The sequence below is a fragment of the Streptomyces botrytidirepellens genome (assembly GCF_003721215.1).
Taxonomy (GTDB): Bacteria; Actinomycetota; Actinomycetes; order Streptomycetales; family Streptomycetaceae; genus Streptomyces; species Streptomyces himastatinicus.
Genome location: NZ_RIBZ01000054.1, coordinates 1 through 13,736 on the forward strand (window position 1 = coordinate 1; position 13,736 = coordinate 13,736).

At 66.6% G+C, this 13,736-nt stretch carries 10 protein-coding genes and 5 pseudogenes; 9 read left to right on the forward strand and 6 right to left on the reverse strand.

Annotated features, from left to right (window positions below; genetic code table 11):
* Both EEJ42_RS03980 and EEJ42_RS03985 read right to left on the reverse strand, forming a co-directional pair.
* Positions 1-389, reverse strand: a 389-nt coding sequence (locus tag EEJ42_RS03980; protein WP_148081841.1) for an MmgE/PrpD family protein, incomplete at its 3' end; no start/stop codon positions are given.
* Between the two features lie 382 nt (positions 390-771).
* On the reverse strand, positions 772-1,332 hold the full coding sequence (locus EEJ42_RS03985; RefSeq protein ID WP_246096028.1) for a MarR family winged helix-turn-helix transcriptional regulator: 561 nt from the start codon (positions 1,330-1,332) through the stop codon (positions 772-774).
* 49 nt (positions 1,333-1,381) lie between these two features.
* On the opposite strand from EEJ42_RS03985, the gene EEJ42_RS03990 reads away from it, so the two are divergent.
* From EEJ42_RS03990 to EEJ42_RS52435, 6 genes and pseudogenes are all read left to right on the forward strand, one after another.
* Complete coding sequence (locus EEJ42_RS03990) at positions 1,382-1,879, forward strand: flavin reductase family protein (RefSeq protein WP_246096029.1); 498 nt, start codon at positions 1,382-1,384, stop codon at positions 1,877-1,879.
* Positions 1,880-1,984: 105 nt separating this feature from the next.
* Positions 1,985-2,749 carry a TIGR03084 family metal-binding protein gene (locus tag EEJ42_RS03995; RefSeq protein ID WP_281291391.1) on the forward strand — a complete coding sequence of 255 codons (765 nt, stop codon included), beginning with the start codon at positions 1,985-1,987 and terminating at the stop codon, positions 2,747-2,749.
* 45 nt (positions 2,750-2,794) lie between these two features.
* A pseudogene (locus tag EEJ42_RS04000) lies at positions 2,795-3,453 on the forward strand (acyl-CoA dehydrogenase family protein); the annotation flags it as partial.
* Between the two features lie 89 nt (positions 3,454-3,542).
* A complete protein-coding gene (locus tag EEJ42_RS54470; RefSeq protein ID WP_425472844.1) occupies positions 3,543-3,941 on the forward strand; it encodes a tyrosine-type recombinase/integrase in 399 nt (132 codons plus the stop codon).
* On the forward strand, positions 3,871-4,962 hold the full coding sequence (locus tag EEJ42_RS04010) for an integrase core domain-containing protein (RefSeq protein WP_123098627.1): 1,092 nt from the start codon (positions 3,871-3,873) through the stop codon (positions 4,960-4,962). The genes EEJ42_RS54470 and EEJ42_RS04010 overlap by 71 nt, the downstream gene beginning before the upstream one ends.
* Positions 4,963-5,627: 665 nt before the next feature.
* A pseudogene (locus tag EEJ42_RS52435) lies at positions 5,628-6,080 on the forward strand (integrase); the annotation flags it as partial.
* 14 nt (positions 6,081-6,094) lie between these two features.
* Here EEJ42_RS52435 and EEJ42_RS04020 read toward each other — a convergent pair.
* Positions 6,095-7,376: pseudogene (locus tag EEJ42_RS04020) on the reverse strand (IS110 family RNA-guided transposase).
* Positions 7,377-7,571: 195 nt separating this feature from the next.
* Between EEJ42_RS04020 and EEJ42_RS04025 the strand changes: the two are divergent.
* Positions 7,572-8,219 (forward strand): annotated as a pseudogene (locus EEJ42_RS04025) (transposase family protein); the annotation flags it as partial.
* Between the two features lie 30 nt (positions 8,220-8,249).
* On the opposite strand, the pseudogene EEJ42_RS04030 reads toward EEJ42_RS04025, so the two are convergent.
* Together EEJ42_RS04030 and EEJ42_RS04040 are read right to left on the reverse strand one after the other, a co-directional pair.
* Positions 8,250-9,263: pseudogene (locus tag EEJ42_RS04030) on the reverse strand (IS701 family transposase); the annotation flags it as partial.
* Between the two features lie 413 nt (positions 9,264-9,676).
* Complete coding sequence (locus tag EEJ42_RS04040) at positions 9,677-10,687, reverse strand: NAD(P)-dependent alcohol dehydrogenase (RefSeq protein ID WP_123098629.1); 1,011 nt, start codon at positions 10,685-10,687, stop codon at positions 9,677-9,679.
* A 99-nt stretch (positions 10,688-10,786) separates the two neighbouring features.
* Between EEJ42_RS04040 and EEJ42_RS04045 the strand changes: the two genes are divergently transcribed.
* On the forward strand, positions 10,787-11,371 hold the full coding sequence (locus tag EEJ42_RS04045; protein WP_123098630.1) for a TetR/AcrR family transcriptional regulator: 585 nt from the start codon (positions 10,787-10,789) through the stop codon (positions 11,369-11,371).
* Between the two features lie 253 nt (positions 11,372-11,624).
* Here EEJ42_RS04045 and EEJ42_RS04050 read toward each other — a convergent pair whose 3' ends face one another.
* Complete coding sequence (locus EEJ42_RS04050) at positions 11,625-12,716, reverse strand: integrase core domain-containing protein (protein ID WP_123098631.1); 1,092 nt, start codon at positions 12,714-12,716, stop codon at positions 11,625-11,627.
* Positions 12,717-12,919: 203 nt separating this feature from the next.
* Here EEJ42_RS04050 and EEJ42_RS04055 point away from each other — a divergent pair, with 203 nt between their 5' ends.
* Positions 12,920-13,420 carry an HNH endonuclease gene (locus EEJ42_RS04055; RefSeq protein ID WP_246096031.1) on the forward strand — a complete coding sequence of 167 codons (501 nt, stop codon included), beginning with the start codon at positions 12,920-12,922 and terminating at the stop codon, positions 13,418-13,420.
* Positions 13,421-13,736 lie beyond the last annotated feature (316 nt).

Sequence of the window (13,736 nt, forward strand, 5' to 3'; positions counted from 1 at the left end):
GCGACGGGCGTACGCCCGTCGCCGAGCAGGACACGAACGCTCGATCCGTTGCGGGCCGGAAACGCCGCCGTCAGATCAGGATCCTCGACGAGCCGCGACCGCGCAGCGAGCCGGTTCGTGGCGGCATCGCAGGGGTCTTTCCAGTTCCGGTCGAAGATCCCGCCGGCGACGAGCACAGATGCCACGCTGAACTGCACACTCAGAGAGCCGGCCAGCACGTCAGTGATCGGTCCGCCGTTGTCACACCCCGGATAGCGCACCGCCTGCTCCGGGAGTCCAATGTGGACGGAGTCGACGCGCCGCGGATCCGGGCCGTGGCGCTGCACGATGTCTTGGGCGAGCTGGCACGGGCCTTGGACGTAGATGCACGCTGGGGCGGGTTTGTGCACGATGTCACGGATCGCGCATCAGGAAAACGCTCCTCGAGCGGTACCTCGCCGACAGAGACACACCGCGGGAGTGCACTCGCGCGGCGGTAGACCCGCAGGCGACGACCAAGCTCAGCGGGCAGACCCTGACTCCGGCTTGCCGTGGTAACCGGCCGGGTTGCTGGGCATCAGCGGCGTCACGAGCGTCGGAGCGCCGTGCCAGTCGGGAGTCCATCGGCACGGCGCTTGCTTCACCCCTTCGCCTTCAGGCTCGCCAACAACTACCTCACGAGCGGGGACGTCCACAGCCCACACCCGTGTAGGCATCCATGCCCCACGTCGCGGTCGTTCGGTCCTCTACCGCAGAACGAGCACCGGAGCTGCCTGGACCATATCGGCGCGGCTAATCCTCGCGGCGGCCCATGTCCCGAAGTTCGTTCTCCACCACGAGCGCGGCCTGTCGCAGGCGGCGATCGGTGGCGACGATGTCGTCCCGCCCGAGCGTGTCGTTCAGCGTGTCGCTGATCTTGAGGACCTCCTCGCTCATCTCACCCAAGGCGGCCAAGCCTGCCTCGGTGACCTGGAGCGAGAGTGCCCGTTCGCTCTCGGGATGTGCGTCGCGGGCCACGAAACCGCGGTTCTCCAGTTGGGTGACGATCCGCGTCATGGTCTGCGGCCGCGCGTAGCAGCGGCGTGACAGCTGAGCGAGGGTGAGATGGGGCTGATTGGCCAGGATTCGCAGGGCGGTGTAGCTGGACAGCGTCATATTCCAGGGACGCAGTCGCGTGTTCCCGATCCTGGTGACCGCCCGCTCCAACCGGAAGGCGGCGTCGATCATCGAGGACGCTTCGTCCATGCCGGCGGTGACCTCGGTCGGCGAGCGTCCGTCGTCGAACGGGTTGATGTAGGGCAGCGGGCTTGTCACCCGTGCAGCATACGACCTGCGGGACCAGAACATCAGCATGCTTGGCGATTAGTAAGCATGCTTGTATAGTAGCAGCATGCTTACTTCAATGGATTCTCAGTGCTCAGGCCCCGACGCTGCGCGTTTTCGGGCCGTCCTCGGGCACTTCCCCAGCGGCATCACCGCCATCACCTCGCGCGATGCGCAGGACAGGCCAGTGGGTATGACCGTCGCGTCCTTCACCTCGGTCTCGCTCGCCCCTCCCCTCGTGGCGTTCCTGCCCGGCAAGACGTCGTCGACGTTCCCGGTCATCGCCGAGCGCGGCACCTTCTGCGTGAACATCCTCGCCACCGACCAGGAGCGGATCTGCCGTGCTCTGTCGGTGTCGGGAGGCGACAAGTTCGCCGACGTGACCTGGCGGCCCGGACCGAACCGAGACCCGGTCGTCGACGGCGTGGTCGCCTGGATCGGCTGCACGATCGAAGCCGTGCACGAGGCCGGTGACCACTACATCGTCATCGGACGTGTCGACGACCTCGACGCCGACACCACGGCGTCCCCCCTACTGTTCTTCCGAAGCCGCTACAACCACCTCACATCCGCCTGATCGGCAAGCACCCCGCGGATCCACGGGAGGCCTCAAAGCAGGGGGCCTCAGAACATTGACAGGAGAAGGGTCATCGACAGGGACTGCGGAGTTCCGGGCGAGCTGATCGGCGATCTCGCGGCAGAGTTCAACTCGCTGCAGGCACTCATCACATCGGGGACAGACCTACGGCAGCCAACTCCGGCCGCCGGCTGGGACATCGGAGCGAGTGTGTCGCACCTGATCGGCTGCGACCTTGTGGCCAAGGAAGCGATAGCCGCTCCCGGTGAATTCCAGCGCGCCCGTCCCGCTACGGACGACGGTCTGGCCGAACTCCTCGAAAGCCACATCGCGACCCGCCAAGACCTCCCAGTGGAGCAACTGCGACAGGAATGGGCTGACGCCTTCGCGGCACTGCTGAGGGCATTTAAGTCCACGCGTCGGGACCAGAAGGTTCCCTGGTTCGGGCCGCCGATGAGCCCGGCGACGCTGGCCACAGCTCGCCTGATGGAATACTGGGCCCACGGCCAAGATGTCGCCGAGGCCCTGAAGATCGTCCCTCGACCCACCGACCGGATCCGGCACGTTTGCCACCTCGGCTTCGTCACCTTCGAATTCTGCTTCGCCAACCGCGGCCTGGCCGTGCCGGCATCGCCACCGCGCGTCGAGCTGCGTCTGCCCAGCGGCCAGCCATGGGTCCGCGGCCCGGAAGACGCCCACGCCTTCGTCACCGGCGACGCACTCGACTTCGCCCTGGTGGTCACCCAGCGCAGACACCGGCTCGATGCGGCCCTGACCTGCCAAGGCGAGGCCGCCGAGCAATGGCTCGCCATCGCCCAATGTTTCGCGGGCCCGCCCGGCCCGGGACGGCAGCCGAGCGAAGCGGAGTAGTTTGTGTCGGACTTCGACCTGTACCGCCCGACCGCGGAGCACGACATGCTCCGCGACGTCGTCCGTTCGCTGGCCGAAGCGAAGATCGCGCCGTACGCCGCCGCGGCGGACGAGGAGGCCCGCTTCCCGCAGGAGGCGCTGGAAGCCCTCGTCGCCAGTGATCTGCACGCGGTCCACGTGCCCGAGGAGCACGGCGGCGCGGGCGCCGACGCGCTCGCCACGGTGATCGTGATCGAGGAGGTGGCACGCGTGTGCGCCAGCCCCTCGCTGATCCCCGCGGTGAACAAGCTGGGCTCCCTCCCGGTAATCCTCTCCGGCTCCGAGGAGCTGAAGAAGAAGTACATGACCCCGCTCGGCAGGGGTGACGCGATGTTCTCGTACTGCCTCTCCGAGCCGGAGGCGGGCTCCGACGCGGCCGGCATGAAGACGAAGGCGGTCCACGACTGCGACTACTACGTCCTCAACGGCGTCAAGCGCTGGATCACCAACGCGGGCGTGAGCGAGTACTACACGGTGATGGCGGTGACCGACCCCGAGAAGCGCAGCAAGGGCATATCGGCGTTCGTCGTCGAGAAGTCGGACGAGGGCGTCTCCTCCGGTGCCCCGGAGAAGAAGCTCGGTGCCAAGGGCTCCCCACCCGCGAGGTCTACCTCGACAACGTCCGCATCCTCGCCGACCGCATGCTCGGCGAGGAGGTTGGCGGTGCCGAAGAACTTGTCGCCGATGGTGGTGTTGATCCCACTGGGACGAGGTCGTCCTCCGGCTCGGGTACGAGCACCTGCGCCGCCACGACCTGCGCCACACCGGCCTGACCTGGATGGCAGACGCCGGTGTTCCCGTCCACGTTCTGCAGAAGATTGCCGGACACGGCTCACTGTCCACCACCCAGCGCTGCCTGCACCCGAGCAGGCGGTCCATCCACCTCGCCGGAGCCGCGCTGAGCAGCTACCTGAGCACCGGCCAACAGGCAGTTGGTCCCAAACTGGTCCCAGAGCCCCGTACGTGCCTGAAACCTCATCCGTGCTGGTCACGACGGGCGAACGCTGCGGTGGGTCCGCCAGTCAACCGTGACCGTAGAGGCCCCCGTTGCCGACCTAGCCTCCCCACACCAGCATTGTGGAGTGCTGCTGCGACTGCTCTACCCGACCTTGACGAGCATGCTCACCCTGATACGGCTCCTACCGAAGAGTGACCGCGACAAGGAGGCAGAGATCCTGGCGCTGCGCCACCAACTCGCCGTGCTGCAGCGACAGACCGACAAACCAAAGTTCACCTGGCCAGACCGCGCCCTGCTGGCCGCTCTCCTGCATCGCCTCCCCCGGGCACGACTTCGCCAACTACCACTGATCGTCACACCTGACACGGTGCTGCGATGGCACCGTGAGCTACTGCGCCACCGTCACGCGAAAGCATCCCGCCCCAAACGCCCCGGACGGCCCCGCACCGTACGATCCATCCGCGCCCCGGTGTTGCGGCTCGCGCAGGAGAATCCCAGCTGGGGCTACCGGCGCATCCACGGCGAACTCGCCTCCCCCGTGATCAAGGGCGCCGCCAGCACCGTGTGGAACATCCTCAAGGAGCACGGCATCGGCCCCGCACCCGAACGGGACCACACCACGTGGGCGACGTTCCTTCGCTCCCAGGCCCAGGCCATCCTCGCCGCACACTTCTTCGAGACCAAGACCCTGACAGGGGCCAGGCTGTACATCCTCGCGGTGATCGAGCACGCCACCCGCCGCGTGCGAGTCCTCGGCGCGACCGCACATCCCACCGCCGACTGGGTCACCCAGCTCGCCCGGAACATGGCCATGGACCTCCAAAACACAGGCATCAGAGCAAAGTTCCTGATCCGGGACCGAGACATGCGCTATCCGGCACCCTTCGACACCGTCCTGCAAGCCGAGGGCATCAAGGTCGTTCAGACTGGTGTCCAGATGCCGCGCATGAACGCGATCACGGAGCGTTGGGTCCGGTCATGCCGAACCGAGCTCCTCGACCGCACCCTCATCTGGAACCAGACCCACCTCCTCCGCGCACTGCGTGAGTACGAGGCGTTCTACAACGAGCACAGACCCCACCGCACTCTCGCAAGCGCCGCACCACTCCACCCACTGCCCGAACCTGTCACCACCCCCGACCAGCTCGCCGATCTCCATGTCCATCGGCATGATCGCCTCGGCGGCATCCTGCACGAGTACCGACATACTGCGTGACCAGTACGAACGTATTTCTTGACACCTACAGGCCTCCTGGGTGGAGACTGGCGCGGCGCGCTGCATCGCGATCATCGTGTGCAGGACGCGGAGGAAGGGGTCGGCCATGTACGGCTGCAGCTCGGTCAGGTGCAGGCACGCCGCGATGGTGAGGGCGGGGCGGTCACCATCAGCCAGATGAGGTCCCAGGTGCGAAGTGAGCCCGTACGAGGGGCCGATCGACTCGGTGGAGCCGACGCGCGGGAGAGAGCGGATCAGCTCTTCGGCATCAAGATCATGCCGATCCATGGTGGCGACCACGTACTGCCAGACGGGCCAGAAACCTGTCGCGAGGTACTGGTGCGCCATGGTGGTCAGTACTGCCGTCTGCTCGCGGGAGAGTTCCGCGGTCAGGTCGTTTACGAAGCATCCGACTTTCCGTCAAGGACGCGTACGCGCCACGGTCAAGGCACCAAGGCAACCGGAACAGGACCTGATTCACAAGGTATTTGCCCTATCCGACCGGTTCGTGTAACCGCTGCCTCCGCATCATGCAGCGTTGCCCTTGCCGGAAACCTCATCCGCCCTGGTGGGGGCGGTTCTTCGGGTGTCCCGAAATCCTGGCCGCGTCCGCTCGAGCTGGCGCTCTCGCCCAGTTGCCATCACAGCGTCATGATGAATCGATCGTGCTTTTTCGACTGGCTTACCTGGGTGTGGTGAACGCGTTCGCGATGCTTCGCCTGCTGCCGATGACCGACCGGGACAAAGACGCCGAGATCCTCGCTCTGCGCCGTCAGATCACCGTGCTGGAACGCCAACTCGGCAAGGACGAGATCCGGTTCACGCTGAGCGATCGGGCGTTCCTGGCGGCGCTGCTGCACCGGCTGCCGATGCACGTCCTGGGACAGTTACGGCTGCTCGTACGCCCCGACACGGTGCTGCGTTGGCACCGCAACCTCGTCAAACGCCGTCATGCCGCCTCCTGCCGGCCCACACGCCCGGGACGGCCACGCACCGTGCGCTCGATCCGCATCCTGGTGCTGCGGCTGGCGAAGGAGAACCCGAGCTGGGGGTACAGGCGTCTGCACGGCGAGCTGCTCGTGCTGGGGGTGAGGGTGGGCGCGTCCGCTGTCTGGGAGCCTCAATGCCGAAGTCAAGCCGCTCGCGTCATCGGTGGGGCAGGGGCGAAGACCCGGTTGTCGCGTAGGAGTGCCCACAACACGCTCGCTCGTCGGCGGGCCAGGGCGATGACGGCCTGGACGTGCTTGCAACCCTCACCTCGCTTCTTGAGGTAGAAGTCCCGGTTCGTCCCCTCACGAGTGACGCTGACCTGCGCGGACATGTAGAACACCCGTCGCAGGCGTCGGCTGTAGCGCTTGGGCCGGTGCAGATTGCCACTCCGGCGCCCCGAGTCACGCGGGACCGGCACCAGCCCGGCCGCCGAAGCGAGACGGCCGGCATCCGCGTACGCGGACAAGTCACCGGCCGCGACGACGAACTCCGCCCCAAGTATCGGGCCCATTCCGGGCAGGGACTCAATGATCTCCGCCTGCGGATGGCAACGGAACGTGTCGCGGATCTGCCGGTCGATCCGCTTGAGCCGGTCATCCAAGGCCAAGACCTGAGCAGCCAGGTCGGCAACGATCTGGCCGGCGACATCCTCACCAGGAAGCGCGGTCTGCTGGGCCTGAGCCGCCTCCAGAGCGACGGCNGTCGGCAACGATCTGGCCGGCGACATCCTCACCAGGAAGCGCGGTCTGCTGGGCCTGAGCCGCCTCCAGAGCGACGGCAGCAACGGCCTCGGCACCTCGGACACTCCGATGGGCAAGTCACGCAGCAAGCCGGGCCCTCCCGCGGCGCCGGATAGCAGCTGGCAACTGGTAGCCGGTCAGCAGGACCAGCGCGCCCTTGTGCGCCGAGTAATCAAAGGCCCGCTCCAACGCAGGGAAGACACCGGTCAGCACATCGCGGAGACGGTTGATCATCCGTATCCGGTCAGCCACGAGGTCAGTGCGATGGGCAGTAAGCAGCGCGAGGTCAGCGGCCAACTGCGCGGGCACCTCAATCGAGGCGAAGTCCCGGCGGTGCCGGACGGTCTCGGCGATGACATAGGCGTCGCGGGAGTCAGTCTTGGCCTCGCCCCGGTAGGCCGCTGACATCCGGTTGACCGTGCGGCCGGGTACATAGACAACGTGCTGTCCATGAGCTGCGAGCAGAGCCAGCAGCAACGCGGAAGCGGTACCGGAGATGTCCACGGCCCAGTGGACCACGTCGGCCAACTCCAGGATCTCGCCGAGCGCACCCAGGATCGCCAACTCATCGTTGTCGACCTTCTTGGACCACACCGTCGCGCCGGTCTCATCGACCACCACCGCCCAATGATGCCCCTTGCCCGCGTCGACACCGGCCCACACTCGAGCCCGACCCTCGCTCATGTGCCCTCCTCGTTCCCAACAGCATTTCTGCCGGCCCGAGGAACACCCCGCTGTCATCTCCGTAATCAGCGACCGAAACGCACATCTCAATCAGCAGCCAGGGCGCCCCGGAGAACCAGACGGCCACTCCCAGAGAGCCACGCTCAAGGCAAGATCCTCATCAGCCACATCCGGCCCTCCCGGGCCACCAAACAACTTACGGAGATCCTGAAGGAGGCAGGCATTGACCCAGCGCCCGAGCGGAACTCCAGTACCTGGGCCACCTTCCTTCGCGCTCAGGCCCTGCTGGCCTGCGACTTCATGGAAACAGTCACCCTGTCGGGGGTACGGATGTACGTGCTCGTGGTGATCGAACACGGCAGTCGCCGGATCCGCGTCCTGGGCGCAATCGCGCACCCAAGCGCGTCCTGGGTAGCGCAAGCGGCGAAGAACCTCGTCATGGACCTCGAAGACCTCGGCTGCCGCGCACGGTTCATGATCCGGGACAGGGACGGGAAGTTCCCCGACCTCTTCGGTGCCGTCCTCAAGGACGCGGGGATCGACGTCGTGCTCAGCGGCATCCAGATGCCAAGAATGAACTCGATCACGGAGCGCTGGATACAGACCTGTCGCCGCGAGCTGCTAGACCGGACGTTGATCTGGAACCAGCGACATCTCCTCCACACCCTGCGCGAGTTCGAGCAGTTCTGCAACGGACACCGACCACACCAGGGCATCGCGAACGCCAGACCGCTCCACCCCTTGCCCACCTCGATCGACGATCCCGACGCGTTAGCCCGCCTCGACATACGCCGGCACGATCGCCTCGGCGGCATCCTCCACGCATATCAACATGCGGCGTGACCTGCACGGATGAGGTTTCCGGCAAGGGCAGAGCATGGCGAGGGTGATGTGCCGGTGCCATGAGGTCCAGTGCCTGACCTGGTAGTGGTCGAGTCCGACCTGGCCCTTGGCGGCCTGGAAGCACTCCTCGACGCTCCAGCGGACACCGGCGACGCGGACCAGTTCCGCAAGGGTGACCGTGGCGGGTGACCAGCACACGTAGAAAGCGAGTTCCCTGGTGGCGCGGTTGCGGCGGATCAGCAGGTGGCGGTGCTCGTCGGTGCCGATGTGGATCCAGGCCCAGTCGTAGTGGCGCGGGCCCTTCGCGCCGTTGCCCGCGCTGTGCCGCTGCCAGGCGGTGGCGGGCAGGCGTTCGGCGACGGTGTCCGCGCGGACAGGAGTGCGGCCATGGTTGATCCGCACCCGTGTCGAGCAGGCAACGGCCATCACGTAGCCGGCGCTGCGTGCCTCCAGGGCGGCACGGAGCTGCGGGTCCTGCCCGTAGGCTTCGTCGCCGGTCACCCACCGTGCCTTCACCCCGGACTCCAGCGCGGAGACGATCATCTCCCAGGCCAGGCGGGGTTTGGTGGCGAACTGCACTTCCTCGGGTATCCCGGCAGCCCGGCGGCACTCGGGATCGCTGCACCAGGACTGCTCGGGCAGGTAGAGCCGGCGGTCGACCAGCGCCCGCCCCCGGCTGGTGGCGTAGGCGAGGAAGACGCCGACCTGGGAGTTCTCGATGCGCCCGGCAGTGCCGGTGTACTGGCGCTGCACTCCCGCCGAGGCGTGGCCCTTCTTCACGAAGCCGGTCTCGTCCACGATCAGCACACCGCCGTCGGCGCCGAGGTGGTCGACGGCATAGGCGCGCAGGTCGTCACGGACGGCGTCAGCGTCCCAGCGGGCGTAGCGCAGCAGGCGCTGTATCGGCCCCGGCCGGGCCAGGCCGGCCTGTTCGGCCAGCTGTCAGCCGTTCTTCCGCTCCGCCTTCGACAGCAGCCCGAGCAGATAGAAACGGGCACTCACCCGGGGCTCAACTCTGCTGAACCGCCCCGCGATCCGGGCCATGGCCTGGTCGAACATCTCCCGCCAGCGAGCAGGGTCTACGCTACGGCCCGCGGCCACCCACGAATCTTCGTTTGTCCACACACCAACCGATGAAGATCGCGAAGTCAGACCGGAGTACTAAGGGCCGCCCCACCGGGCCCCCTTTTTCGGGGCGGCCCGCTCGCTTCTCCCCTCCGTGATTCCACGGGCCGAGTCAAGGGTGGGCCGCAGGGTCATCGGCGCCGGCCGACCTACCGAACCGAGGCGGTTCATTCTCCCGGCCGGGATGGGCCGTCACCGGTTCCGCCAGGTGGCGGCCGACCGTCTGCCCGGCGTCGCGGTGGCACAGAACGGTCAGGCAGGCCTTGACCGCTTGCTCCCACGGATCGCCGGGCGCCGTGTCGGCGAGGAGGCAGGGCAGTGGCCTACGACGCTCACATCTCAAGGACGGCACGGTAACGCGCTCGACCACGGCGGACGTGGTCGAGTGCCTCGTTGATGCGGGAGACCGGGTATGTCTCCGTGGCGGGGCGGATCCCGTGGCGCGCGGCGAAGTCAAGCATCTGCCGGGTCTCGGCCGGCGTCCCCGTGAGGCCTCCCGCGAGTTTTCTTTCGCCCGTCAGGATGCTGAGCGGGTGCACGGTGAAGCTGCTGTCGGGGACGCCGGCCACGCACAGGGTTCCCTGAGGACGCAACGCGTTGAGGTACGTGTCCCACGGCAGATCACCCGAGACAGTGGACAGTACGAAGTGGAACGAGCTGGCCAGGTCCTCGAACCCGTCATGGGGGGTGACGACCGCGTGGGCGCCGAAACGGCGGGCGTCGTCCGCCTTCTCGGCACTCCTGGAGACGGCGGTGACGTGGCAGCCCCACTTGGCCAGGAACTGGATAGCCAGGTGGCCCAGACCGCCCACACCCACGACGGCGACCCGGTCTGTGGGCCGGACGTCGTGACGCACGATGGCCGAGAAAACGGTCGCACCGGCGCACAGCAGCGGCCCTGCCTGCTCGGAGGTGATGACGTCCGGGAGCGGGTGCACATGCCGCCAGTCGCTGGCGCGGAGTTGAGTGGCGAACCCGCCGCGGTCGCCGCGGAAGACGGTTGCGTCGCCGCCCGGGCACAGGTGCTGGCGGCCGGTTATGCACCACTCGCAGGCGAAGCACGACCCCGCGTACGCGCCAATTCCCACACGCTGTCCCAGAGCGAGGCGGGAGTGGTCCACGGCGTCACCCAATGCCGTGATCACCCCGACAGCCTCATGCCCCGCTACCACCGGGAACCGTGAGATCCCGTGACTGTTGTCGATCATACCTATATCGGTGTGGCAGACGCCGCAGTGGGTCACGGAGATGTCCACCTCAAGAGGTCCCAGCGGCTCCGGTTCGTACTGACGCACCTGCACAGGGTCACCCGCCCGCTCCACCGCATACGCGTGCACAGTCATGCAAACGATCCAATCCGATCGCAGAAACTAACTAGTTCGTTTTCACTTATACATCACCAGAGGGCGCGATGAAAACTAACTGGTTTGTATGATGAGGCTGTGCCGTACCCCAAGAGTGAAGACACCCGCCGCCGCCTGCTGGACGCCGCAACCACCGACTTCGCGGCCCACGGCATCGCGGGTGCCCGCGTCGACCGCATCGCGGCCGCCGCGGGTATCAACAAAGCTCGGTTGTACGCCTACTTCGGTGACAAGCTCGGCCTCTTCGACGCCGTCTTCCGCGCCCACTCCCAAACCGTCGTCGACTCGGTCCCTTTCACTGCCGACGACCTCGCCCAGTACGCCACGGGGCTCTACGAAGCCGCTCTCGCGCAACCGGAACTGATCAGGCTTGCCGCCTGGGCCCGGCTGGAGGGAGTCACGCCCACGAACACCGCGACCGCAGCACCGGAGACGGGCGCCAAGCTACAGGCCATCACGCAGGCCCAGAGCGACGGGCGAGTCGTGTCATCGCTGCAGGCAGAGGATCTTCTCGCGCTGGTGACGTCCATGGCGCTGACTTGGTCGGATGTGGGCCCTTCCGGCACCGCTGAGGACACCCCCCCACCGGACCACGAGCGCCGAAAGCACGCCCTGGCCGAGACCGTCCGCCGTGCCTTCCACACCCGTGAAGTTTCTCCGTGATCGCGAACACTCTGCTTCTGCACTGCGGCCATGGGTGTGCTGAGCTGGTCGCCGTGAGCGAGCACGAGCCCTATAAGACCGACCTTGCGCTTGCCGAGAATGTCATCCGCCCTGGTCAGAGGGATGTACCTGGACTGGCGGTCGTCGGCCTCGTCGCTCGAGTCGGTGCTCTCGCGTAGCCGGTAGCCGGCGCGTCATGATGATCGACCGTGCTGCTGCGACTGTGTGGGTGCCGACAAATCATCCGCGCAGTTCAGGCCGCTCGCTGGTACTCGTGGAGGGTACCGCCGAGCCGGTCTCGTCTGTGGACGTCCAAGTGGGCAAGCTGGGCTTGTTGCGTGATGGGGGCGGGTAGCGGGCGGCAGGGAGCGGCTTGTTGCAGGGCTCTGTGCGGGCGGTGCTCGTTGTAGAAGGATTCATACTCGCGCAGGGCGTGGAGCAGGTGGCCCTGGTTCCAGATCAGGGTCCGGTCCAGGAGTTCGGTGCGGCAGGTCTGTATCCATCGCTCCATCAGCGAGTTCATCCGTGGTATCCGCATGCCGGTGGTGACGCCATTGAGACCGGCGTCGGTCATCAGGGTGTCGAAGGCGGTTGTGAACTTCGAGTCGCGGTCGCGTATCAGGAACTTCGCCCTGCTGCCCGCGTCCTCGAGGTCCATAAGGAGGTTGCGTCCGAGCTGCACGATCCAATCCCCGGTCGGATGCGCGGTGACACCGAGGATCCTGATGCGACGGGTGGTGTGCTCGATGACGGCGAAGACATACAGGCGCGCCCCTGTCAGCGTTCGGACTTCGAAGAGATCGCAGGCGAGGAGGGCCTTGGCCTGGCTGCGCAGGAAGTCGGCCCAGGTGGTGCTCTGCCGCTCGGGTGCGGGTGGGATGCCGTGCTCGCGGAGTATCTCCCAGACCGTGGAGGCGGCGACCTTGATCCCCAGCGCCGCGAGCTCGCCGTGAATCCGGCGATACCCCCACGAGGCATTTTCCCTGGCCAGACGCAGGACGAGGACGCGGATCGATCGAATGGTGCGTGGGCGTCCACGCCGCTTGGACACGCAGGTCGCGGCATGGCGCCGCCTGAGCAGCTCACGATGCCAGCGCAAGACCGTCTCGGGGCGGACCAGCAGCAGAAGGTGCCGCAGTCTGTCTTTGGGCAGGTGGTACAGAAGGCTGGCGAGCACAGCGCGATCACTGTCGGTGAAGGCAGGCTTGCCGACTTGGCGCTGCAGGACAAGCAATTGGTGCCGAAGCACGAGGATCTCGATGTCCTTGTCTCTGTCGCTCATCGGCAGAAGGCGTAGGAACGCCAGGGTGTTGGTCGCGGCGAGATAGGCCAGGCGCAGCAGCACGACAGATCATGATGCCGTCGGGGCCTTGTGCAGGTGAAGACGCCGGGGTGAGCATCGGCCAAAGTCGAAGATCTCTGATCAAGCTCTCACCTGCGTGGATGTTTTACCGGCACCCGCAGTGCTGTCCTGGCACGTTGGTGACGGGCGACGCGCCCTGAGGGGCGCTTGAACGAGGCGAGGGCCTCTGTGTTCGGTGGGACATCGTGGAAAGCTCCTTCGCCGCGGGCATCGGCCGCAGCCTCACCGACGAGGGATTCTCGATGGACTGGGAGACGGTGCAGCTCACGGACAAGCGCCGCCGCCGCTCGGTCACCAGGGTCACCGACGCACTGATCGGATTCCAGCACGGCCGCTGCCTCATCTGCGCTCAACCCATCACGCCGGGCGACAGCACCGCTGTCGACCACGTCTTCCCCTACTCCCTGATGCAGCGCTTCGGCAACGTATCCGGCTGGGACGGACCGGACTTGGACGTCATCTGGAACCTCGCACCCGCACACCAAGCGTGCAACAGCGCGAAGAGCGACCGGCTCCCCACCCCCGAAGAACTCCACCGGCTCGCCCAGCGAAACGAGGCGATCATGCACTCCCCCCACCCGCTCAGGAAAACCCTCCAGCTCAGCCTCCGCAGCATGCGGCACAGCTCCAACCCACCGGAGCACTGGCCGCACTTCCTGCGCCAGGTCCAAACCGCCTGCGATTGAGCACCGCCAGCGCCCGTCAAACCAACCCAACGGGTCAGACGCCGCCCAGGCTGCCCGGCCTCCCGTACCACCCAGGCCTGATACATCAACGACAAGAGCACCGCACTTGAGCGACACGCAGGTAAGCAGTGCTCGTCGATCACCACGCCAAGCGCACACACAGCGGGGACATTATTCTCGCTCGCTTGGCACACTTTTTCTTCCAGCCAGGCCTCCGCAAACAGTCTCCCTACGGCGCTCCAGAGCCGGATACAGCACTCACGCCCTGGGAGTGCCCTATCTGCCGGCAGACGCCAAGGGGCTTTACCACGCCTTG

What these genes read in the sequence shown, in the direction of transcription:
- EEJ42_RS03985 (WP_246096028.1), bottom strand. Translation starts at nt 1,332, where the DNA reads ATGCTGATGTTCTGGTCCCGCAGGTCGTATGCTGCACGGGTGACAAGC.
- EEJ42_RS03990 (WP_246096029.1), top strand. Translation starts at nt 1,382, where the DNA reads ATGGATTCTCAGTGCTCAGGCCCCGACGCTGCGCGTTTTCGGGCCGTC.
- EEJ42_RS04040 (WP_123098629.1), bottom strand. Translation starts at nt 10,687, where the DNA reads ATGACTGTGCACGCGTATGCGGTGGAGCGGGCGGGTGACCCTGTGCAG.